Raw genomic sequence first — 21,508 nt, 5'->3', positions numbered from 1 at the left:
CGTGAGTTCAACGCCTAACGAGCCCAACGGCACCGGCACCTCCCCCGACAACACCCACGTCGCCCAGGCCCCCGCCCGCGACACTCTCAACGACCACACCGAAACCGGCCGCCCCGGCCGCGCCAACCGTGTCGCTACCGCCGTGCGCCGCTGGCAACGCGAACTCTCCGAACTAGGCGGCCCCAACACCCTCCTCTGGCACAAAGACTCCGTCGAAAGCGACCTCGAACTCACCACCGCCCACCCCGGCGGAGTCTCCATGCTCATGGCCGGCCGCGCCACTCGCCTCTCCGACCTCGTCCGCGAGCGCAGCGCATTCCTTCAAGCCTGCCGCACCGTAGAACTCATCCGCGGAAAAGCTATCGAACTCGAAGAAGAACGCGGCCTGCGCACCTGTTTCATGGCCATCGGCATGGCCACCTGGAACGTACCCGGCGCCCAACAGCGCGCCTGCGCCCCCGTTCTCATCCGCTCCTGCACCCTGCACCCCGTCGATCCCGCCCACCGTGACTACGACATAGACCTGGGCGACGATCTCGACCTCAACCCCGTCCTGGTCAACTATCTCGCCAGCCGTGGCATCACCATCGACCCCGAAAACATCGTCGACCTCGCCTACACTTCGCAACGCTTCGACCCTCAACCGGTCTTCCGTGAAATCCAACGACTCGGAGCCGAACTCGATGACCTCAAAGTCATCGACCGTAAAGTCGTCAGCACTTTCTCGCCAGCTAAACTGCCCATGATCGCTGACCTACGCGACCTTGGCGACACCCTTGTCGACCACGATGTCATCGCCGCCCTCGCCGGAGACACCCAAGCCAGCGAGCTCCTAGCCAACGACGACGTCACCGACAACCACGGCGACATCACTGCCGTGCGCGAACTCCTTGTCCTGGACGCCGATTCCCACCAAGAAAACGCCATCAACGCTGTCCGTGCAGGCGTATCCCTGGCCATTACCGGCGCACCTGGCACCGGCCGCACCCAGACCGTCGCCAATATTGTTGCCGGAGCCCTCGCCGTCGGTAAACGCGTCCTCGTCGTGGCCAACAAGCGCACAGCACTGGTCGACCTACACAAACGGCTCAACCAATGCGAACTTGGCGACTTCGTCCTGGACTTCCCCGACGGAGCCCACTCACCCGCAGAACCCAGCCGCGCCTACGTCGACTCCATCTCCACCCAAACCAACGACGACGAACCCGACATCACCGACCTCACCAAACGCCACGAGCACTACCGAGCCCGCCTCGCCGCACACCGTGAACACCTCCACGCCCCCCGAACCCCTTGGGGTGTCAGCATCTTCGATGCACTCAGTGCCCGTACCCGCCTAGCTCGACGCAGCGTCCCACCCACCTCAACCGTGCGCCTGCCCGCTGAGGTCCTCAACCACATGGACCGCGCCACCTGCGAAACCGCAGGGGCAACACTCAAACAAGCAGCGCTAGCAGGTGCCTGGACACACGGCCCCCAAGATCCCTGGGCTGGGGCCCGCGTCACCGAACAAACCCAAGTCGATAGCCTCACCACCCTCGTGCGTGACCTGGCCGGTAAACGCTTCACCAACGACACCACCCGACTAGACGCCATCTTCGCCGACGTTGGCCTACCTGCCGCCACATGCCCTGCTGACTGGGCTGAAGCTCTCGCCATTCTCACCTCAGCCCGCCGCACCATGGGCATATTTTCCGAGGACGTCTACACCGCAGACCTGGACTCTCTTGTCGACGCCACCGCCGACCGAGAACAACGCGAACGTGCAGGAATCACCCTGGGCTGGTGGGCCCGCAACTCCCTGACCCGCCGAGCCAAAGACCTACTACGCGAAAACCAAAACAGCCACATCAAACTCCATGCCCCCCTCGTTAGCGCCCGCGACGAACGCACCCGCTGGCAAACACTCGGCGGGCGAGGCGGGCCACGCATCCCTGATGCGCTCGATGAAGCAATCCGCCTTTGGAACGGGCTCGCTTCGGACATCGCCCGACTCGAAGAAGTCCTCGCAGCCAGCCGTGAGGGTGCAGATCTTCTACACCAGTCGGTCCCACAGGTGGCTGACCGGGTCACTCGCCTTGCCGAACACACCGACCGGCTCACCATCTTGCCTACTGTCACGCCACTACTGGACGAACTTACCCGCCTGGGGCTGCAACCCCTTGTCGATGATCTGGCCAACCGCAACGTCAAACCCGACGATGCCGTCGAAGAACTCGAACACGTTTGGTGGGAGTCAATCCTCGAAACTCTCGGTAACGAACCCACACATGAGGAAACCATTGCCGAGGCACTCGCCGAGTACATCCGCCTCGACCAGCAGTACATACGAACTGGTGGGCGTCGTGTCGCGGCACGCGCAACCAGCCGTATGAAGCACGCCAAAGTTGTCTACGCAGACCAAGCTGCCTACCTCGCTTCACAAGCACGCCAAGTCAGCCACCACGACCGTCCTCGCGACCTACTCACGTACACCGCTGACGCGCTTTTAGCTGCCCGCCCCATCTGGACGATGAGTCCCCTCGTCGTCGGTGCCACCGTCCCACCCGGACAATGGTTTGACCTGGTCATCATCGAAGGCGCCGAGCAAATCACCACAGCTGAATCTATTTCCGCTATCGCACGAGCCGGACAAGTCGTTCTCGTTGGTGACACCCACGGCCTGCCCCCGGCCCCCTTCTCGCTCACCGCATCCACTCCCGCACGTGGCGACATGGTCGCCACCAGCCAACACGCGCAGTCTGTCCTTAGCCAGCTCTCCTCGGTTCTGCCTCAGCATCGACTCGGTTGGCAATATGGATGCGACGACGAACGTATTTTCGGGTTCGCTAACCTGCACGAATACAACGAGGAGTTCGTCACCTTCGCGAGCACCCGCTCGGATCGGCCTATCGATTTGGTCACCGTCAGCGCCCCGGAAGAACACCCCGGAGACACCAGCACTGCCTTCAGCCGCGATCTCACCCGCCTTGAAGTCGCCGAAGTTGTCCGCCTGGCGCTTGAACATGCCAGGAACACACCAGAACTCAGTCTCGGTATCGCTACGGTCAGCCCTGAACACACCGTGCATATCCTCAGCGAACTGCGTCACCGACTCACCGATGAGCCTGATCCGGTTGTTCTGGCCTTCTTCGAGGCGCAAGAACACTCCACCGCAGGCCCTGAAGGCGAACCGTTCTACGTCAAAAACCTTGAACGCGTGCCCGGAGACATGCGTGACCGCATGATTTTCGCTATCGGTACCGCTGCTGGCCAAGACGGGCGAGCTCTGCACCGGGCAGGTCCGCTGGGCCTTGACGGAGGCGAACGTCGCATCAACTGTGTCGTTGCTGCAGCACGTTCCCGCTTGACCGTAGTCACCTCATTGACTGCCAGTGACCTCGACGGCGGACGCATGACAAGTCGGGGAGCCCGTGCCCTGCACGACCTCATTGCCTATGCAGATTCCGGGGGCGATCGTGAGGTGCTGCGTCGCCAAGTTGGTGGGCACGCCTCCAACGTCACTCCGTTGCGTACGATCCGACGCAGTGATGACGCCATCCTCGGCGAATTTGCGCTCCAGCTCCGCAAAGAGGGACTTGTTGTGCATGAGCGCCTCGGCAGTTCTTGTGCGCCACTGGACCTGGCTGTTGAAGACCCGTACGTGCCAGGACGCATCGTTGTCGCGATCGAGTCTGATGGGCGCCGATACGCGGACATGACTTGCACCCGTGAACGAGAACGTTTGCGTGGTGAACAGTTCGACGCGATGGGATGGGAATATGTGCGCGTGTGGAGCGAAGATCTCGCTGAAAAGCCAAGTGCTGACGTCGCTCGTGTGATTGAAGCGATCCGCACAGCCGATGCCCGAGCTGGCCGGGTGGCTGGCCGGTCGGCGCGCAATCGTTCTACCGGAACCTCGAGCGACCTATGGTGACTTCACCTCCGCCGCCGGACTCCTCGAGCGCAGAATCAGGCAAGCGCAGTATCAAAAAAGTAGGACGACGCCGCGCAGTCAGCTCACCGCCTGGAAAAGTCGACCCCATCATCGACCCGACCACAGATGACCAGAACACACCTGCTTTAGATGTCTCCTCGTTGAGTGAACGCGAAAGGTGGATTCTTTCCCAACGCCCACCTCACTGGGGGTGAACATCAACGCGCATGTGAGGGAGGGGGCCACCCGATCGGGTGGCCCCCTCCCTCACGCTCGGCACTGAATCCGAGAACAGCTTCTGGTTCAGGCTTGGCGGCGCTGCGCAGCGAGCTCGTCGCGGATTTCGCGTAGAAGAGCAATGTCTTCAGAAACGACCTCGGGCTCGGGCTCGACACCCTTGGCGCGACGCTCAGCGAGTTTGTTCATCGGCAGCACGAAGATGAAGTACACAACTGCCGCGGTGATGATGAACACCACGAACGCGTTAATGATGGTCGAGAAGTTAATGAAAGTGGCCTCAGCCTTGTCTGAGCGCAGTGAGAAGCCCAAACCACTGGACTGTGGTGCTCCGACAGCGTTGATGATCGGGGTGACGATCGAGGACACGAACGTGTCCACAACCTTCTGGAACGCGGAGCCAACAACCACGGCAACCGCGAGCTCGATGACGTTTCCGCGGAGAATGAAGTCCTTGAAGCCTTGGAGCATGAAAAACCTCTGTCTAAATTTTGGGGAGTGAAATGGGCTCGACCCTCGTGTGAGAGGAGAGCCCAAATGAAGGTGAAACGTATCTGTGTACGTTCTGTTACCAAGCTGATCATATCTATGTGCTTGTAGGGCAATGCACCGGACATGGCTGCGGTTCAGCGACTCCGGATGGCAAGGGTGACTGCGCCGCCGTCGTGAGTTGTGGTGCCGAGCGTGGCCATGAGCTGGGGTGCTCGGTCAGCGGGGACATCAAGGATTGCTCCAGCAGTTTTGGTGTCGCTGTCCCCGGTGGGCGTGTCAACCTGAAGAACAGGCACGTCAGCGGCGATGACAGCGCCGTTGGTGGGGAGTGGATGTCGACGTGGCTTCCGGCGCGAAGGATGGAGGCTGAGCCCACGTCAGCCAGGGGAATACGCACGGCACGACGGTTGGCGGGCAGTTTGTCGAAAGAGTCGGGACTGCGAAGCCGGGAGGCTGTGACAACTTCTCCAGAGGTGATGGGGGCTGTAAGCACGTTCCCGGAGGCCAGATATTCACGAGTAATGGCGTTGGCGGAGGGGGTGAGTAGGGATGCTTCGATGGGGACGGAGCGGACATCGTTCTCGGTGAGTTGTTCACCGGCTTCCATATCGCGGATGGTTACCCATGCGCTAGCTTCTGCCCCGTGTGTAAGCCCCAGAACAGTAGTGAATAGCCACACGGCAATGATAGTGAGCAGTCCCGCGAGGCCTTTGCGCAGGAGCGCGCGTCGGTAGAGTGACCGGCGGGAGGGGATGGCGCGTGTGCTGGAGTGTTGCGGAGATGGCAGAGGCATGTCGGCACGGTAGGTCGCTTCGGTGGTTGTGTTGGCGGTGCGGAGTGTGTGTTGTGGAGAACTCTGCACCGCCGTGCCGGGTTGTTAGCGATCAGCTTTTGCTGCTGGTGGATGAGGTTGATGATGCAGCTGAAGGGCTCGCGGAGCTGGAAGAGGAGGAGCTGGAGCTGCTTGTTGAACTGCTCGAGGAGCTGCTTGATGAGGTGTTTGCGGAGGTAGAGCGGGAATCGTTTTTGTAGAAACCCGATCCTTTGAAGACGATCCCCACAGACGAAAACACTTTGCGCAGGTTGCCTCCGCATTCGGGGCACTCGGTAAGGGCATCGTCAGTGAAGGACTGGTGGGCTTCAAAAGCGTGGTCGCAGTTCTTGCACTGGTAGGGGTACGTGGGCATGGTGTCTCCAGGTTCGAGGCGGCCTGGGGTGCTTGTGACAAGCGCCTAGGCCGCTATTCGTGCTTTTGCCTCCCATGTTCTCAACATGGGAGGCGGCGTGGTTAATCCGATGGTCGAGATTAGGGTGGTGACCATGCTGAGCGTCGCTGAATACCGTTCTCGTGTGTTGTCTCAGGTGGAAGTTACGGCTGCGGTGGAGTCGCCGCTGCGAGGTGCGGTGGGGCGAGTGTTGGCCGAACCGTTGGTCAGTGCGGTGGATTTGCCGGGGTTTGATAATTCGGCGATGGATGGGTACGCAGTGCGGGCTGGTGATGTTGCCAACGCTGGGGAACAAATGCCCGTGTTTTTGCCGGTGCAGGCAGATATCGCGGCTGGTTCATGTGAGCGAGTGTCGCTGGCTGCAGGGACGGCGGTGCGCATCATGACGGGGGCTCCGATGCCGCAGGGCGCGGATGCGGTGGTGCAGGTGGAGCACACTGATGGTGGAGTTGATCGTGTCCGGGTGGATGTGCCAGTTGCTGATGGTCGTCATGTACGTCGCCGGGGTGAGGACGTGCGTGCTGGGGAGGTTGTGATCCCTGCTGGGCGTGTTTTAGGGGCGCGGGAACTGGCGTTGGCTGCGGCGGCGGGATGTGTTTCGGCTTGGGTGTACCCGTTGCCGAAGGTGTTGATTCTTTCCACGGGTGATGAGTTGGTGCCGCTGGGGCAAATGCCTGGTTTTGGTGAAGTCGTGGACAGCAATGGGGTGATGCTGGAGGCCTTGCTGGGTTCCTGGGGGGTTGAGTCGGTGCATATCAGTGGGGTGAAAGACACAGTGGAGGAGGTGTTGGGGGCGATTGATCGGGGGGTTGATCAGGGGTGCTCTGTGGTGATTTCTACTGGTGGGGTCTCGATGGGGGCCTATGACGCAGTGAAGGCTGCGTTGGCGGATCGGGGAGTGCGGTTTGAGAAGGTGGCGATGATGCCGGGTAAGCCGCAGGGATTTGGGCGTCTTGCGCTGGAGGGCGTTGAGGGTGGGGTGCCGGTGTTTACGTTGCCGGGCAATCCGGTGAGCGCTTATGTGTCTTTTTGTGTGTTTGTGTTGCCTGCGTTGCAGGCGATGGCGGGGGCTGAGCCGTGTGGCGTTCCTGTTGAGGTGGTGCAGGTGGTGGGGAAGTGCCCGCAGCCTCGGGATCGTACGCAGTTTGTGCGGGTGCGGTTGGAGCGGGATGGGGCTGGTTGTGCTGTTGCGACGGTGTTGCCTGGTCAGGGGTCGCATATGTTGCAGGCTTTAGCTGATGCTGATGGTCTTATGGAGATTCCTGCTGTTTCTGATGGTGGTGCGGTTGGGGCCTCGACGTATCGTTGCTTGGTTTTGATGGATGCCAGATTGGGAGGGCAGGTATGAGTGATCAAGGGCAGGGTGCGATGGGTTTGACGCATATTCGCGCTGATGGGTCGGCTCACATGGTTGATGTTTCGGCTAAGCAGGTGACGGCTCGGTCGGCGTCGGCAGCTGGTTCGGTGGTGTTGAGCGCGGCAGCGATTCAAGCGCTTCGGTGTGGTGAGGTGCCTAAGGGTGATGCGTTGGCGGTGGCGCGTATCGCGGGGATTCAGGCGGCTAAGCGCACTCCGGATCTTGTGCCGTTGGCTCATCCTGTGGCTGTGCATGCGGTGGAGGTGGATTTGTCTGTTGCTCAGGATCGGGTGGACATCACGGCGACTGTTCGCACAGCCGATCGCACCGGCATTGAGATGGAAGCTTTGACGTGTGTGACGGTTGCAGCGTTGACGTTGATTGACATGGTGAAAGCTGTTGATAAGCACGGTCGGATCACGGATGTGCGGGTCACTGCTAAATCGGGTGGTCGTTCGGGTGATTGGTGTGAATCACAGTGAGTGCTGCTGAGGGTCTGGGGGCGGTTGGTGTGCCGGGTCAGGCAGGGCAGGGTGAGCGGCCGCATGGTGCTGGTGGGGTAGTGGTTCCTGATCCTTTTGTGGGGCGGGCGGCGGCTCGCTCTTCTTTTGCTGATGGTGCTTCTGCTTGTGTGATTACCTGCTCGGATCGAGCTAGTTCGGGTGAGTATGAGGATGTTTCTGGCCGGATTTTGTGTGAGCGGCTTACTGCATGGGGGTTTGAGGTAGCTGCTGTTCTCGTTGGTGATGGTGAGCCTGTTCGGGAAGCTGTGGGTGCTACTGTTCGGGCGGGGGTGCGGGTTGTGTTGACCAGCGGGGGTACGGGGGTTGCTTCGCGTGATCTGACTCCGGAGATGACCGAGGCGTTCATTGATCGTCCGTTGCCGGGGGTTGTTGAGGCGATCCGGGCGGTGGGAATTGCTCGTGGTGTGCCTACGTCGATGCTTAGTCGTGGGTGTGCGGGGATGGCTGGTGAGTCTTTTGTGGTGAATCTTCCGGGGTCTTCTGGGGCGACTCGGGATGCTCTTGATGTTTTGGCGGATGTGCTTCCGCATGTTCTTGTTCAAACGGGAAGTGTTTGAGTGGGATTGAATTTGGTTTGGGGTGAGTTTCGTTGCTTTTGTGGGCATGTGGGGGAGATTGCGATAAATCTATTTTCGATTTGATCTATGGCTGTCATTGATGCTTCTGGGGAAAAGTGCGCTAAAACGCGACTCGGCTGGATTTTTCCTGTGGATTCTCTGTGCTTAAGGGTTGCCAAGAGCATCGGATTCCATAGTTGTAATCACAGCGTTGTAACTTTTCCGTCAACACGCCGAATTCGGCGGATTGGGGCAGGTCACATGCCTATAAGGTTGGAGTGTGTCGCCGAGCAGCCTGATCTTCGTGGCCGTCGTGGCGTCGTGGGTTATTTATTTCGTGGTCCACGTCGCTCGCCGACGGGAGCAATTGGCGACCGCTCGTAATGTCGACCGCTTCTCAAATCAGATGCGTGTCTTGCAGCGTCGGGCGGTGGCCAGCGCTGATGTGGAGCCTTCCGTAAGACTGAAATCCGCGTCTTCCGGGATAGGTCGTCCACTTGTCGCGGGTGCCTCTATGCGTACGGCTCCTGTAGGGGGTCGCACTGTGATGGAGGCGATCCATGTTGACTCCGAGTCGGATCGTCAAAGCGCCGCCCATGTGCGTGCCCGTGAGATCCGTCGTAATCAAGTCCGTGCAGTGTTCCTCCTTGGGTCTTTGGTTGCCTTCCTCGTCGCTGTGCCGATGGCCATACTTGGAATGGTTTCTGGTCTCATTCCGGTGAGTGCTTTCGGAGTAGCTGTATTGACATTTGTGCGGATGCGTGCGGCCGTTTTGGCTCGCCACTCCGCACGCACACGAGCAGCGGCTGCGCGCAGCCGCGAATACGAGCGAAATGTGCGTTACCGCGCTGAAGCTGCACATGAGGCACGGCCCGCTGCGCGGACCATGCCGGTGGCTCAAGAGTTCGTTGATGTTCGCGACCATCGAACCTGCGATACTCCCGCGGCGCAGGCAGCTACGTCTGTGCCGTCCCAGCTGGCAGTCGATCCGCTTTTTGCTGACGGTGGCTGGGAGCCCAAGCCGGTTCCACCTCCCACGTACACGATGAAAGCTAAGGCTCGTCGCCCGGCGGCGCCGAAGCCTGTCGCACTTCCAGCTCCCGTCGAATTTGATTACGGTGACGCGTATTACGACGACGGTGAGGGGCAGTCGAGGGTCTTGGGGGCCTGATCGATTCCGATTCGGTGTTGGCGATCAGGTGGTGCTATGGTCGGTTTCGCGCCTGGGGCTGTGGCGCAGTTGGTAGCGCACCTCGTTCGCAACGAGGGGGTCAGGGGTTCGAATCCCCTCAGCTCCACCACATATGTAAAGGGTCTTTGATCAACTGATCAAAGACCCTTTACATATGTCAGAACAATTCCTCGTGTGTTGATGTGTCTCAGAAGAAGTAGAAACTGCGCCTGTGCATGTCACGCTGGCGAGATGGACGAGGACATCTTCGGGGCACCCGTAGCCGTGGAGGACGAGTTACGTCCGCCGGAGTCGTGGCCAGGAGCTGCTGGGCAAAAATCAGTAGCCCCGGACGTACCAACGTGGCCCAGCGGCCCTATCCATCTCGCGCCAGAAGGTAACAAAACCCGGCAGCGACGCACAGCACGGAAGGCACCCAGCCCTACTCCCGGCGGGTCCTGGCCAGGAGCCGAGCCCTCGCCCGTGAGTAAACCCTCCGCGGCTCAACTACAGCCTGAAACTCGGCGGTCTCGCAAGCAGGTGACCAGTCGCTCTCATGATCTGCGCGGTCGTGCTGCGCTCTCCTGGGCTTTCCTGATTCTTCTTGCGGGCGCGGCCTTAGTGGCGTGGGTTGTTTTAGATGATCAGGCGCGCATTCTTCAATTGGTGGGTTCGCTGCTACTCCTTATTGCTGCAGCGGTAGTAGGTCTCATCGCGCTGCGGCGTCGCTGACCTCCTTAAATCCAGGAGGGGAACCACATTCGGGCTCGCCAGCTCTCGTACGGAATGACTTCAGCAGCTAGTACCGGGTAGAAGAACACGAAAACAGCTGCAGCCAGAACCACGTACATGCTTACAGCGATGAGACCACTACGGCGACGTCCTGGTGATGCCGTAGCTGGGCCAATCGCCAATCCGAGGCAGTACACCACTCCCAACACCACGAACGGCAAAAAAGCCACCGAGTAAAAGGTGTAAATAGTGCGGTCCTGCAAAGTAAACCAAGGCAGGTAGCCACCGGCATAGCCGGCAAGAATCGCTCCCGCCCGCCAATCACGCCGCCACGCCCACATGGTGAAAAGCACAGCAATAGACAATGCTCCAGCCCACCAGATCACGGGATTTCCGAGATTAGTGATCGCTGCGCTGCAATTATCCGTTGTGCAACCAGATTGACCATTGTGGTAGCTCTGGTAATAGAAAGAGGTGGGGCGCCCCTGCACAATCCATGACCACGGATTACTCATGTAATCGTGCTTGGTGTGCAATCCGCGATGAAATTCGTACATCTGCACGTGGTAGTGCCATAGAGAACGAAGAGCATCCGGTACAAAGCTAAAAGTCTTTGCCGCGGGGTTCTCATCAGCCCAATGCCGGTCAAATCCGCTGTCTGTGAGGAACCAGCCAGTCCACGTAGCGACATACGTGAGGACCGTCGCACCGACCATAGTGACTGCCGCCTGAGGTGCTTCGATGAGCATCGCTGCGAACCACCATCGACGAATCCCCGCAGCACGACGGGCACCCATATCCCAGAAAACGGTCAACAGGCCGAATGCGACAAGAAAATACAGACCTGACCACTTCACTCCTGTGGCCAACCCCAAACTCACCCCAGCCACAAGACGCCACGGACGCAGGCCAAGCCACGGGCCAAAACGCAACCGTGGGTCATCTGCCCGCATGCCTTCGGCTCGCCATGTCCCCACAATTTCAGCGAGGCGTTCACGCGAACGGTCACGATCAATAAGCAGCGCACCGAATGCCGCAAGAGCAAAAAACATGACGAACACGTCGAGTAGGCCAGTGCGGGAGTGCACAAAATGCTGACCGTCGAAAGCCATGAGTACACCAGCGATGAGCCCCAAGCTCGTTGAACCGAAAAGACGGCGCCCGATTCGAATGATCATCAGAATCGACAACGTGCCAAAAACTGCAGAGGCGATACGCCAGCTGAACGGGTTTTCAACACCAAACGCCCACTGGCCAAAGCCAATAAGCCATTTCCCGACCGGAGGGTGGACTACGAAATCTGCCACCGGGCCAAACACGTCCGGAGTCCCGGCAGCGAAAACCTCGTCGACCTTTGGAGAGGCATTGGCGGAAGCGAGAGAGTTCTCGACACGACGTTCGTGCCCATAGAGGATCATCGACCATCCCTGCTTGACGTAGTACGTCTCGTCAAAGACAAGGGTGTTGGGGTGTGCGAGCCCGACGATGCGGATGATTCCGGCCCACAGAGTGATCGCGATGGCTGCTATCCAGTCACGAAGAAGGTTCGGGGGTCGATGACCGAGTAGTCGTTGGCGCAGCATAGTGATCTCGGCCATGTGTACATGGTAGGGGGACGTAGCTGAAGCAGCTCTGCACAAGGCGGCTTCAGGTGCCGTGGGCGCCTGGCAGGATCAGAGTATGAGTGGAACTTTGTTTCTGGCGGCAACCCCTATCGGTAACGACGGTGATGCGTCATTGAGGCTGCGCGAATTGCTGCAGTCAGCGCCCGTCATCGCCGCAGAAGACACCCGCCGCTTAACGCGTTTGTGTGAGCGTTTAGGTATCCGATACACCGGCGAGGCGGTCAGCTTCCATGAACACAACGAGGCGTCAAAGGCCCCGGAATTAGTAGAACGGCTGAAAGCCGGAGTGGATGTCTTGTTGGTGACAGACGCTGGCATGCCTTCGGTGAGTGACCCGGGATACCGGCTCGTAGTAGAGGCAGCGCAAGCGCAGGTGACGGTGACATGCCTGCCCGGGCCGAGCGCTGCGTTAACTGCCCTTGCAGTTTCAGGACTTCCGGTGGACAGGTTCTGCTTTGAAGGTTTCTTGCCTCGCAAAGCAGGCCCTCGAGCCGCTGCGCTCGAACAGGTCGCGCAGGAACGTCGCACGTTGATCTATTTCGAAGCACCTCACCGTACAGCGGCGACTTTGGCGGCGATGGTGCAAGCCTTTGGCGCTGACCGTTCAGCGGCAGTGTGTCGTGAGCTAACGAAAACGTATGAAGAAGTGGTGCGTGGCACGTTGGCTGAGCTGGTTGAGTGGGCCAACGGCGAAATCCGGGGCGAGATTGTCATCGTGGTTGCTGGCGCTTGCGAAGTGGAGCAGGCAGTGGACTTCGAGAGCGCGGTGGAAGAAGTTGCCGCGCGAGTGGCGGCCGGTGAGAAATTGACCACTGTGACGGCAACTGTGGCGAAAGCCACGGGACACTCTCGTAAAGAGTTGTACAACGCATTTGTGGCGAAGTAACGGCGCATTTTACGTACGGCTTGGCTTTTTGGAGGCCGAAATGGTGAGGATTGTCACCTCACTGCAGTGCTGTCTACCCATTTTTCACGGAGAAGTTTTTTTATTTTCGTGACCTGTGTTCATGGATCAGGCTGTCCTGACCTTTCAAGGTCCTTCAGAGGTCTAGCATCAACCGTGATGGCGTCCACGCATCGCGCACTCTGTCCCGGCAGGGGCAGCGGCCCAAGCGAACCCGTGTGATTCGTGAGCGCAGTATCGAAACCCGACATAGCTTCCGCGTGACAAGGCAGGATCTTTCCGTGGCTACCAATACCCTCACAAAACCGACGTCCCCCGGTCGGTCGACCATCGGGCTCAAGCTCATGATGGCCGTCTCGGGTCTTCTCTTTGTTTTCTTTGTGCTGATGCACATGTACGGAAACTTGAAGATTCTCGCCGGACATGAGCTTTTCAATGAATATGCGCACCATCTGCGCACCATGTTTATGCCCATCCTTCCCTATTCAGGGTTCTTGTGGCTCTTCCGCATTGTTCTTCTTGTTGCGGTGATCGCACACATTTATTCAGCTGCCACGTTGTGGAAGCGAGCCAAAGCAGCGCGTGGAACTAGGTATGCGGTGAGCAAGTCCGCTGCTGCGAGTGCCTCTTCGAAGGCGATGCGTTGGGGTGGTATTGCGCTGCTGCTGTTCTTGATCTGGCACTTGCTGCAATTCACGATCGTGCAATTCAACGTTGGTCCGTTGCCGGCTGCTGACCCAGCATCGTTGGTGGTTTCGAGCTTCCAGGTGTGGTGGGTGACGCTTATTTACATCGGGGCGATGGTGGCGTTGGGGCTGCATTTGCATCACGGCACCTGGTCGGCCTGTCAGACGCTCGGTTTCACGAACACCGCCAAAGCGCGTTCTTGGGCTAAGGGCATTGGTTTGTTCGTTGCGGTGGTTGTGGTGGTTGGGTTCCTCATCCCGCCGCTGGCCATCCAGTTCGGTCTGATCCACTGAGGGGACTGCTAGACATCATGACTACGACTTCCACACATGGAGAGCTCGTCGACGGCCTGTACTACGTCGGTGAGCCAGTCAAGGACACGAAGGCTCCGAGCGGTCCGATTCAGGGGCGTTGGGCGCAGCGTAAATTCGACGCGAAGCTGGTGAACCCGTCCAACCGGCGAAAGATGAGCGTCATCGTTGTTGGCACGGGGCTGGCTGGAGCTGCTGCTGCTGCCACACTCGGCGAAGCTGGCTACGTCGTTAAGGCTTTCTGCTATCAGGACTCCCCACGGCGAGCGCACTCGATTGCTGCTCAAGGTGGTATGAACGCGGCAAAGAACTATAAAGAGGATGGCGACTCGATCTACCGCCTCTTCTACGACACGGTTAAAGGTGGTGACTATCGCGCCCGTGAGTCGAACGTGTACCGCTTGGCTGAGGTGAGCGCGAACATCATTGACCAGTGTGTTGCGCAGGGTGTCCCGTTCGCTCGTGAATATGGCGGTTTGCTCGATAATCGTTCGTTCGGTGGTGTGCAGGTTTCGCGCACGTTCTACGCCCGCGGTCAGACAGGGCAACAGTTGCTCATCGGTGCCTATCAGGCGCTGGAGCGTCAGGTCGGTGCAGGAACTGTGACGATGTACTCTCGCCACGAAATGGTTGAGCTCGTGGTCGCCGATGGGCGGGCGCGCGGAATCATCGTGCGTGACATGGTCACTGGTGAAATTGAGACCCACGTAGCAGATGCTGTCGTTTTGGCTTCAGGTGGCTACGGCAACGTGTTCTTCCTGTCCACGAACGCGATGGGGTGCAATGTCACGGCTACGTGGCGTGCACACCGTAAGGGTGGCTACTTCGCGAACCCGTGCTACACGCAGATTCACCCGACCTGTATTCCGCAGCACGGTGACAAGCAGTCCAAGCTCACGCTGATGAGTGAGTCCTTGCGTAATGACGGCCGTATCTGGGTGCCTAAACGTAAAGAGGACTGCGATAAAGACCCTCGGCAGATTCCTGAGCAGGATCGGGACTACTACCTGGAGCGTATCTACCCTGCGTTTGGGAACCTCGTACCGCGTGACATCGCTTCGCGTCAGGCCAAGTACATGTGTGATGAAGGCCGCGGTGTTGGCCCAGCTATCGCTGAAATTGACCCCAGCACCGGAACTGAGACCATGGTTCGCCGTGGGGTGTACCTCGACTTCTCCGAGGCGATCGGTCGGATGGGGCGGGCGGCCGTAGAAGCTAAGTACGGCAACCTTTTCGACATGTACGAGCGGATCACGGGCGATAACCCGTATGAAGTTCCGATGCGTATCTACCCAGCTGTTCACTACACCATGGGTGGCATGTGGGTGGACTACGACCTGGAGTCCTCCATCCCGGGATTGTTCGTTGCTGGGGAGGCAAACTTCTCCGACCACGGCGCTAACCGGCTTGGTGCGTCAGCGTTGATGCAGGGCTTGTCCGATGGGTACTTCGTCTTGCCTAATACGATCCGTGACTACCTTGCTGCCGCGCCGTTTGAGCCGCTGGGTGAAGATCACCCGGCAGTTACCGAGGCCCGTAAGTCGGTGCAGGACCGAATTAATTACTTCCTCAACTCCAACGGCACCCGTTCAGTGGACAGCTACCACAAAGAACTCGGCCAGATCATGTGGGAGTACTGCGGAATGTCTCGCAGCGAAGAGGGCCTGCGTAAGGCGATTGATTTGATCCGCCAGCTGCGCAAGGAGTTCTGGAGCAATCTACGTGTGCTTGGCAAGGCTGATGAGCTGAACCAGTCTTTGGAGAAGGCAGGCCGTGTGGCTGACTTCCTCGAGCTGGGTGAGCTTATGTGTATCGATGCTCTGCATCGTCGTGAGTCTTGTGGTGGTCACTTCCGTGAGGAATCGCAGACCGAAGACGGTGAGGCGTTGCGTCACGATGACGAGTTCGCATATGTCGCGGCGTGGGAATGGAATGGTGAGGGCAACCCGCCGATCCTGCATAAGGAAGACCTCGTGTACGAGTTCATCGAGATGAAGCAGCGGAGCTACAAGTGAGAATCAACCTGAAGATCTGGCGTCAGGCCGGCCCCACCGCTCAGGGGGCGCTGCATGACTATGTTGTTGATGACATCAGCGAGGACATGTCGTTCCTGGAGATGCTCGATGTGCTCAATGAAGAGTTGAATGATCGTGGTGAAGAGCCGATCGCGTTCGACTCTGACTGCCGTGAAGGTATTTGCGGCATGTGTGGTTTGGTTATCAATGGCCGCCCTCACGGCAATGATGGTGGTGCTACCCGCACCAACACGACAACGTGCCAGCTACATATGCGTAGCTTCCGTGATGGCGAGACAATCACGATTGAGCCGTGGCGAGCCAATGCGTTCCCGGTGATTAAAGACTTGATCGTGGACCGTACGGCTTTTGACCGCATTATTGCCTCGGGCGGATTCATTTCGGTTAACACCGGTGCTGCTCCGGAAGCGCACTCGGTGCCCGTGCCGAAGAAAGATGCTGATCGATCCTTCGAATCAGCTGCGTGCATTGGCTGTGCGGCGTGTGTGGCTGCATGTCCGAACGCGGCAGGAATGCTCTTCCTTGGTGCAAAGGTGACGCACTTGGGCTTGCTTCCACAGGGGCAGCCAGAACGTTGGGATCGGGTGCAGGCCATGGTCGCCACGCATGACAACGAAGGGTTTGGCGGCTGCACGAACATTGGTGAGTGTTCGGCTGCATGCCCGAAGGACATCCCGATGGATGTTATCTCGCGACTTAATACAGATCTGCGGAAATCTTTCTTGCATATCTGACCACCGTTACCCGTTGTTTAAAGCAACGGGATAAGCGAATTAGTTAGGGGCGTCCCGGAGTTCCGGGGCGCTCTTTCCTTTTAGGTGTGGAGCGTCTGCGTGTCGGTATGAACTCGTGCTCAAAACGTCACCGATTTACCTATCTGTGCGGTGGGGCACCTAGACACAATAGGTATATACGGCGGCGGGAAACGTCGTGGCTATTGGGCGCCAGGCCCCAAACGTCGATTGTGTTAGAGGAGGTTGAAATGTTCGGTAAGGACAGGTCGCGACAGGTTGGTATAGCTGTGTCGGTCATGGTGGCGGCATGTATGGGTGCAGGTGCGCCTGCCCCGGCATCAGCGGCCGTAACAGCCGCCCCATCGTTGGCAGACTGCGGTGGACAAGCCGTATTTGTGGATTCCTCCGGGCGGGTCAATACCTACGACGTGGTGGGAGAAGATGCGGGGGCAAAAGTTACCTTGCGTGGAAGTGACGGCAAGCTCAACCGCCGTCCTGCGGCATTCACGTTTGCTGCTGAGGCTGGCGATATGGGGGCTGGCATGCGGGTTCATTTCGCGGTGACTCCTAGCGGCCGTATGCAGCGCATATCGGTCGCGACGGCCAGTGAGCATGGTTATCGAGCAAAAATGCAGGTGAAAACCATCGGTCGCGGATTCACGACGACTGCTTTGGCGGCACAGGTAGATCCGCTAGAAGACAATGCCGGTTTTGTTTACACCGCAGATAAGAATGGCGTCATTCGTCGATACAGCTACTCCGATGTCAAAGGGCTAGGCGGCGCAAAGGTCGTAGCTAGCAAAGCAGGGGCGATCACTGACCTGTCTTTTGGGCGCTACGTAGAGCAACCTGGTAAAGACAGGACCACGACAACAGTGGCTGACGTCCTTACTGCCGTGAACTCTGGCACAGGGGAGCTGAGCGAAATCACGGTTCCCTACGCTTCAGGCAAAGCCACCACGAACGTGCTGAAAACTGGATTTGCCGGCTACCGGTCGGTGCGGCGGCTGCAGTGCCCAGAAGACAGGGGCGGGTTCATCGCCTTTGACCGTAACGGCGGCGCGACAGTTTTCGCCGACGAAAATGTCCACGATGGCTTGGGTACAGATATTCGCAGGGTCGGGCAGGCCAGTGGCCGCATAAAGGCCTAGCGGCAACGAGCAGATCTGCCTGCCACAACGGGCAGACCTGCTCGTCCCAGCACGCTAGAGCGGTTGAAGGACACACCCAGAACGGCGTTTATGGCATGCGTTGGCGTGAACTCGGTGAAGAGGACACCCCGTACCGCTCTAGACTCGTGACATGACCAAGGTGCTTTCCGCTGTCGCATGGCCGTACGCCAACGGCCCCCGCCATATCGGGCACGTCGCCGGTTTCGGTGTGCCTTCCGATGTTTTCAGCCGGTACATGCGCATGGCTGGGCATGACGTCCTCATGGTCAGCGGTACAGACGAACATGGCACCCCGATTCTCGTCGGCGCAGATGCTGCGGGAGTCTCAGCTCGCGAGTTGGCAGACACAAATAACCGAGTAATCGTCGAAGACTTGACGAAACTCGGCTTGTCTTACGATCTGTTCACCCGCACCACCACCCGTAACCACTACGCCGTTGTTCAGGAAATGTTCCGCGTAGTGCACGCCAACGGGTACATGGTCGAAAAAACCACCAAAGGGGCAATCAGCCCCAGCACAGGCCGTACCCTGCCCGACCGGTACATCGAAGGCACCTGCCCTATCTGCGGTGCCACCGACGCTCGCGGTGACCAATGTGACAACTGCGGTAACCAGCTCGACCCGACGGACCTGATCAACCCCCGCAGCAAAATCAACGGCGAAACACCAGAATTCGTCGAATCTCAACATTTCTTCCTTGACCTGCCTGCCCTGGCCACAGCCCTGGGGGCATGGCTAGATGAGCGTGAAGCTTCCGGCACCTGGCGCACCAACGTGATTCGTTTCTCTCAAGGGCTGCTCAAAGACATGAAGCCCCGGGCAATGAGCCGCGACATCGACTGGGGTATCCCGATTCCGCTAGATGACTGGCGTGAACAGAACACCAAACGTCTCTACGTCTGGTTTGACGCAGTCATCGGATACCTATCGGCCTCTATCGAGTGGGCACGGCGTATCGGTGCCCCCGAGCGGTGGCGCGAATGGTGGAACGATCCACAGACTTTGTCTTACTACTTCCAAGGCAAAGACAACATCACGTTCCACTCCCAGATCTGGCCTGCTGAACTTCTCGGCTACAACGGCGCTGGGGATAACGGTGGTGAACCAGGAACTTTCGGGAAGCTGAACCTACCCACTGAGGTTGTAGCCAGCGAATTCATGACCATGGAGGGCAAACGTTTCTCCTCCAGCCGTGGCGTGGTCATCTATGTGCGCGACCTGCTTTCTCGATACCAGCCCGACGCACTGCGCTACTTCATCTCTGCCGCTGGCCCTGAGACCAGCGACTCGGACTTCACCTGGTCAGAATTCGTCCAACGCACCAACTCCGAATTGGTGGCTGGATGGGGAAACCTAGTTAACCGGACTGCCAGCATGATTGCTAAAAACTTCGGTGAAATCCCCCCGCTAGGTGAGCTGGAGCCTGTGGATGAGGCAATCCTTTCCCAGGTTCGGGAAGCTTTCGATACCGTCGGTGATCTCATCGCCCGCCATAAGCAACGCGCTGCTATTGGTGAGGCAATGCGTGTGGTCGGTGAAGTCAATGCCTATGTCTCGGCAACTGAGCCGTTCAAACTCAAGAGCGAAGAGCAACGTCCTCGTTTGGAGACGGTGCTGCACGTTCTCGCCCAGTGCGTCAGCGACCTCAACCTCATTCTTTCCCCGTTCTTGCCGCACAGCTCTAATGCAGTGCATGCAGTGCTCGGCGGTGATGGCACTTTGACTCCCATGCCACGCATGGAGGAAGTAAGCGACCTGGATGCGCCGCTGGAGGGACTGCTCACCGACGTTGAAGGGGCATCTGCCGAACTGACAACGTTCCCGATCATCACCGGTGACTACTCAAACTTCCCGAAGTGGGAATCCACCCCGGTTGTGGCGGGTACACCTGTGGCTAAACCAAAGCCCGTGTTCGTCAAGTTGGACACCGCAGTAGTAGACGAGGAACTAGCTCGTCTCAACGGTGACTCCAAGGATGAGTCCGAGTGACTAGCTCAACGTCAGGTCGGGCATCTCGCCCAGTGAAGATGCCCGACCCCTTGCCAATACCTGTGGTGGATAACCACTGCCATCTCGACATGGCGCGCGAGGGGCAGAGCCCTCGCGCGGTGGAGGAAATCCTCGCCGAAGCTGCCCGCTTCGGCGTGGATCGGGTTGTCCACGTCGGCTGCTCGTTAGCTGATTCGCAAGCTGCGGTGCAGCTGGCGCAGGAGCATCCTGCGCTGGTTGCAGCAGTTGCTCTGCACCCCAATGAGGCACCCATTTTGGCTCAAGCGGGCACGCTCGAGACGTCGCTAGAACGGATTGAGCAACTAGCTCGCCACCAGCGTGTTCGTGCAGTCGGAGAGACCGGTCTGGACTACTTCCGTACTGGCCCTGAAGGCATTCAAGCACAGCAACGTTCTTTCCGTGAGCACATCGCTATCGCTAAACGCGTGGGCAAGCCAATGCAGATCCATGACCGAGACGCGCATGAAGACGTGCTGCGTGTTCTCGCCCAGGAAGGCGCCCCAGATGTGACGGTGTTCCACTGCTTTTCTGGTGACGTTCAGATGGCCCGGGAGTGCGTAGCGCGAGGGTATTACCTGTCATTTGCCGGAACAATCACATTTAAGAATGCCCATGAACTGCGACAAGCTCTAGCGGTTGTGCCGTTAGAACAGATTCTTGTCGAGACTGACGCCCCGTATTTGACCCCAACACCAAACCGTGGCGCCACGAACGCGCCCTCGCTCATGCCTTTCACGGTGCGCACTATTGCCGAGGTGTTGGGGGCCAGCACGGCTGAGGTGTGTGCGGTCACAGCAGCGAACGCAAAACGGCTGTACGGGCCGTGGGAGGAGATCGCATGAGCGACGGACATCCGGGAGCAGATGGCACCGCTGGAGCGGGAAATACCCCCACCCACGAGGGGGTACAGCTACTTGGTGCTGGCGCTATTCGTGAACTTGCCTCGGCAGTGGGAATTAACCCCACCAAACAGCTAGGACAGAATTTCGTCATCGACGGGAACACTGTTCGCCGGATCGTGGCGACTGCGGGAGTGGGGGCCGATGATGTGGTGGTTGAGATTGGGCCAGGTCTTGGGTCCTTGACTCTGGCGCTGCTGGAACATGTGGATTCGGTGACGGCGGTAGAGATTGACCCTCTCCTTGCTGAAGCTCTTCCTGGCACGGTGGAACGCTTCGCGCCTTCACGAGCGCATGCTTTGCGGCTGGTGCAAGCCGATGCGATGCGTGTCACTGAATTACCGCAGCCGCAACCGACAGCTCTGGTTGCGAACTTGCCCTACAACGTTTCGGTGCCCGTGCTGCTCAATTTTCTCGAGCGGTTCCCGAGCATCAAGCGCGTGCTTGTGATGGTGCAGTTGGAGGTTGCTGAGCGTCTCTCGGCTGCGCCGGGATCCAAGGTCTATGGCGTGCCCAGCGTGAAAACAGCCTGGTACGGCACAGCCCGGCTTGCTGGCACTGTGGGAAAGAACGTGTTTTGGCCCGCTCCGCGTGTGGAGTCTGGGCTGGTTGAGGTAGTGCGTCAGGAGCCTGTGATCACGGACGTGCCACGTTCAGAGGTGTTCGCCTGTATCGACGCCGCTTTCGCGCAGCGCCGTAAGGCCTTGCGGGGTGCGCTGGCGCCGTGGGCCGGTGGAACGGCTTCTTCAGAGGCGTTTTTGCGTGCGGCCGGGATTGCCCCCACCACGCGTGGTGAACGCCTCACGATCGAAGACTTCACGCGGATCGCTCAAGCGAAGATAGCCGCACAGTGATGTTCTTCGCCTTAGCGATGTGGCGTTGATGCGCCGGGCAGGGTAGGTAGCGGTGAACACGTA

19 protein-coding genes, 1 tRNA gene and 2 pseudogenes are annotated in these 21,508 nt (G+C 59.0%); 18 read left to right on the top strand and 4 right to left on the bottom strand.

Translation table 11 applies throughout. The features are described from left to right. Nucleotide 1: 1 nt before the first annotated feature. Nucleotides 2-3,916: a PDDEXK-like endonuclease domain-containing protein gene (locus DXZ77_RS07445; RefSeq protein ID WP_115031104.1), complete on the top strand. Its 3,915-nt coding sequence runs from the start codon at nucleotides 2-4 to the stop codon at nucleotides 3,914-3,916. Then, entirely contained in the window at nucleotides 3,910-4,131 is a 222-nt protein-coding gene (locus DXZ77_RS11795; RefSeq protein WP_147279225.1) for a hypothetical protein, read from the top strand. Before DXZ77_RS07445 ends, DXZ77_RS11795 begins: the two co-directional genes overlap by 7 nt. Nucleotides 4,132-4,219: 88 nt before the next feature. On the opposite strand, the gene mscL is transcribed toward DXZ77_RS11795, so the two are convergent. Continuing rightward, the gene (mscL, locus tag DXZ77_RS07440) at nucleotides 4,220-4,624 is read right to left on the bottom strand and encodes a large conductance mechanosensitive channel protein MscL (protein WP_115031102.1); all 405 of its coding nucleotides are present in this window, start codon (nucleotides 4,622-4,624) and stop codon (nucleotides 4,220-4,222) included. A gap of 115 nt (nucleotides 4,625-4,739) precedes the next feature. Beyond that, nucleotides 4,740-5,438: an SAF domain-containing protein gene (locus tag DXZ77_RS07435; RefSeq protein WP_147279224.1), complete on the bottom strand. Its 699-nt coding sequence runs from the start codon at nucleotides 5,436-5,438 to the stop codon at nucleotides 4,740-4,742. Between the two features lie 53 nt (nucleotides 5,439-5,491). Between DXZ77_RS07435 and DXZ77_RS12605 the strand changes: the two genes are divergently transcribed. Beyond that, nucleotides 5,492-5,677 (top strand): hypothetical protein, encoded by a 186-nt coding sequence (locus DXZ77_RS12605; protein WP_306747321.1) that lies wholly within the window; start codon nucleotides 5,492-5,494, stop codon nucleotides 5,675-5,677. A 14-nt stretch (nucleotides 5,678-5,691) separates the two neighbouring features. Here DXZ77_RS12605 and DXZ77_RS12600 read toward each other — a convergent pair. After that, nucleotides 5,692-5,832, bottom strand: a pseudogene (locus tag DXZ77_RS12600) (FmdB family zinc ribbon protein); the annotation flags it as partial. 133 nt (nucleotides 5,833-5,965) lie between these two features. On the opposite strand from DXZ77_RS12600, the gene DXZ77_RS07425 reads away from it, so the two are divergent. The 7 genes and pseudogenes from DXZ77_RS07425 (at nucleotide 5,966) to DXZ77_RS11790 (ending at nucleotide 10,212) form a co-directional block, all read left to right on the top strand. Next, nucleotides 5,966-7,219, top strand: coding sequence for a molybdopterin molybdotransferase MoeA (locus tag DXZ77_RS07425; protein WP_181816064.1), 1,254 nt, complete (start codon nucleotides 5,966-5,968; stop codon nucleotides 7,217-7,219). Then, complete coding sequence (gene moaC, locus DXZ77_RS07420) at nucleotides 7,216-7,710, top strand: cyclic pyranopterin monophosphate synthase MoaC (protein WP_115031094.1); 495 nt, start codon at nucleotides 7,216-7,218, stop codon at nucleotides 7,708-7,710. The genes DXZ77_RS07425 and moaC overlap by 4 nt, the downstream gene beginning before the upstream one ends. Then, on the top strand, nucleotides 7,707-8,309 hold the full coding sequence (locus DXZ77_RS07415; protein WP_258553194.1) for a MogA/MoaB family molybdenum cofactor biosynthesis protein: 603 nt from the start codon (nucleotides 7,707-7,709) through the stop codon (nucleotides 8,307-8,309). Before moaC ends, DXZ77_RS07415 begins: the two co-directional genes overlap by 4 nt. Before the next feature lie 280 nt (nucleotides 8,310-8,589). Next, nucleotides 8,590-8,739, top strand: a pseudogene (locus tag DXZ77_RS12780) (SepX/GlpR family protein); the annotation flags it as partial. Nucleotides 8,740-8,823: 84 nt separating this feature from the next. Continuing rightward, nucleotides 8,824-9,480 (top strand): hypothetical protein, encoded by a 657-nt coding sequence (locus DXZ77_RS07410; protein ID WP_147279223.1) that lies wholly within the window; start codon nucleotides 8,824-8,826, stop codon nucleotides 9,478-9,480. A 54-nt stretch (nucleotides 9,481-9,534) separates the two neighbouring features. Then, nucleotides 9,535-9,610, top strand: a tRNA-Ala gene (locus DXZ77_RS07405). 122 nt (nucleotides 9,611-9,732) lie between these two features. Continuing rightward, complete coding sequence (locus DXZ77_RS11790) at nucleotides 9,733-10,212, top strand: hypothetical protein (protein WP_147279222.1); 480 nt, start codon at nucleotides 9,733-9,735, stop codon at nucleotides 10,210-10,212. 5 nt (nucleotides 10,213-10,217) lie between these two features. Here the strand turns inward: DXZ77_RS11790 and DXZ77_RS07400 are convergent, their stop codons facing one another. Continuing rightward, nucleotides 10,218-11,810, bottom strand: a complete 1,593-nt coding sequence (locus DXZ77_RS07400; protein WP_115031088.1) for a dolichyl-phosphate-mannose--protein mannosyltransferase — start codon at nucleotides 11,808-11,810, stop codon at nucleotides 10,218-10,220. Nucleotides 11,811-11,892: 82 nt separating this feature from the next. Between DXZ77_RS07400 and rsmI the strand changes: the two genes are divergently transcribed. From rsmI to rsmA, 8 genes are all read left to right on the top strand, one after another. Continuing rightward, nucleotides 11,893-12,723, top strand: a complete 831-nt coding sequence (gene rsmI / locus DXZ77_RS07395) for a 16S rRNA (cytidine(1402)-2'-O)-methyltransferase (RefSeq protein ID WP_115032732.1) — start codon at nucleotides 11,893-11,895, stop codon at nucleotides 12,721-12,723. Between the two features lie 299 nt (nucleotides 12,724-13,022). Continuing rightward, nucleotides 13,023-13,721 (top strand): succinate dehydrogenase cytochrome b subunit, encoded by a 699-nt coding sequence (locus tag DXZ77_RS07390; protein WP_115032730.1) that lies wholly within the window; start codon nucleotides 13,023-13,025, stop codon nucleotides 13,719-13,721. A 17-nt stretch (nucleotides 13,722-13,738) separates the two neighbouring features. Then, nucleotides 13,739-15,754 carry a fumarate reductase/succinate dehydrogenase flavoprotein subunit gene (locus DXZ77_RS07385; RefSeq protein WP_115031086.1) on the top strand — a complete coding sequence of 672 codons (2,016 nt, stop codon included), beginning with the start codon at nucleotides 13,739-13,741 and terminating at the stop codon, nucleotides 15,752-15,754. Further along, on the top strand, nucleotides 15,751-16,509 hold the full coding sequence (locus DXZ77_RS07380; RefSeq protein WP_115031084.1) for a succinate dehydrogenase/fumarate reductase iron-sulfur subunit: 759 nt from the start codon (nucleotides 15,751-15,753) through the stop codon (nucleotides 16,507-16,509). The genes DXZ77_RS07385 and DXZ77_RS07380 overlap by 4 nt, the downstream gene beginning before the upstream one ends. Nucleotides 16,510-16,757: 248 nt before the next feature. After that, nucleotides 16,758-17,660 (top strand): hypothetical protein, encoded by a 903-nt coding sequence (locus DXZ77_RS07375; RefSeq protein WP_115031082.1) that lies wholly within the window; start codon nucleotides 16,758-16,760, stop codon nucleotides 17,658-17,660. Between the two features lie 151 nt (nucleotides 17,661-17,811). Continuing rightward, nucleotides 17,812-19,671 carry a methionine--tRNA ligase gene (metG, locus tag DXZ77_RS07370; protein ID WP_115031080.1) on the top strand — a complete coding sequence of 620 codons (1,860 nt, stop codon included), beginning with the start codon at nucleotides 17,812-17,814 and terminating at the stop codon, nucleotides 19,669-19,671. A gap of 38 nt (nucleotides 19,672-19,709) precedes the next feature. Beyond that, complete coding sequence (locus tag DXZ77_RS07365) at nucleotides 19,710-20,534, top strand: TatD family hydrolase (RefSeq protein ID WP_115032729.1); 825 nt, start codon at nucleotides 19,710-19,712, stop codon at nucleotides 20,532-20,534. Then, nucleotides 20,531-21,445 carry a 16S rRNA (adenine(1518)-N(6)/adenine(1519)-N(6))-dimethyltransferase RsmA gene (rsmA, locus tag DXZ77_RS07360; RefSeq protein WP_115031078.1) on the top strand — a complete coding sequence of 305 codons (915 nt, stop codon included), beginning with the start codon at nucleotides 20,531-20,533 and terminating at the stop codon, nucleotides 21,443-21,445. Before DXZ77_RS07365 ends, rsmA begins: the two co-directional genes overlap by 4 nt. The last annotated feature ends 63 nt before the right edge of the window (nucleotides 21,446-21,508 follow it).

The organism is Dermatophilus congolensis (assembly GCF_900447215.1).
GTDB classification, from domain to species: domain Bacteria; phylum Actinomycetota; class Actinomycetes; order Actinomycetales; family Dermatophilaceae; genus Dermatophilus; species Dermatophilus congolensis_A.
This window is presented reverse-complemented; position numbering and strand designations above follow the sequence as displayed.

Excerpts from the sequence above, each read along its gene's own strand:
- DXZ77_RS11795 (WP_147279225.1), top strand. The coding sequence starts at position 3,910 with ATGGTGACTTCACCTCCGCCGCCGGACTCCTCGAGCGCAGAATCAGGC.
- rsmA (WP_115031078.1), top strand. The coding sequence starts at position 20,531 with ATGAGCGACGGACATCCGGGAGCAGATGGCACCGCTGGAGCGGGAAAT.
- metG (WP_115031080.1), top strand. The coding sequence starts at position 17,812 with ATGACCAAGGTGCTTTCCGCTGTCGCATGGCCGTACGCCAACGGCCCC.
- mscL (WP_115031102.1), bottom strand. The coding sequence starts at position 4,624 with ATGCTCCAAGGCTTCAAGGACTTCATTCTCCGCGGAAACGTCATCGAG.
- DXZ77_RS07365 (WP_115032729.1), top strand. The coding sequence starts at position 19,710 with ATGCCCGACCCCTTGCCAATACCTGTGGTGGATAACCACTGCCATCTC.
- rsmI (WP_115032732.1), top strand. The coding sequence starts at position 11,893 with ATGAGTGGAACTTTGTTTCTGGCGGCAACCCCTATCGGTAACGACGGT.
- DXZ77_RS07400 (WP_115031088.1), bottom strand. The coding sequence starts at position 11,810 with ATGGCCGAGATCACTATGCTGCGCCAACGACTACTCGGTCATCGACCC.
- DXZ77_RS07385 (WP_115031086.1), top strand. The coding sequence starts at position 13,739 with ATGACTACGACTTCCACACATGGAGAGCTCGTCGACGGCCTGTACTAC.
- DXZ77_RS07435 (WP_147279224.1), bottom strand. The coding sequence starts at position 5,438 with ATGCCTCTGCCATCTCCGCAACACTCCAGCACACGCGCCATCCCCTCC.
- moaC (WP_115031094.1), top strand. The coding sequence starts at position 7,216 with ATGAGTGATCAAGGGCAGGGTGCGATGGGTTTGACGCATATTCGCGCT.
- DXZ77_RS07375 (WP_115031082.1), top strand. The coding sequence starts at position 16,758 with ATGTTCGGTAAGGACAGGTCGCGACAGGTTGGTATAGCTGTGTCGGTC.
- DXZ77_RS07425 (WP_181816064.1), top strand. The coding sequence starts at position 5,966 with ATGCTGAGCGTCGCTGAATACCGTTCTCGTGTGTTGTCTCAGGTGGAA.
- DXZ77_RS11790 (WP_147279222.1), top strand. The coding sequence starts at position 9,733 with ATGGACGAGGACATCTTCGGGGCACCCGTAGCCGTGGAGGACGAGTTA.
- DXZ77_RS07410 (WP_147279223.1), top strand. The coding sequence starts at position 8,824 with ATGCGTACGGCTCCTGTAGGGGGTCGCACTGTGATGGAGGCGATCCAT.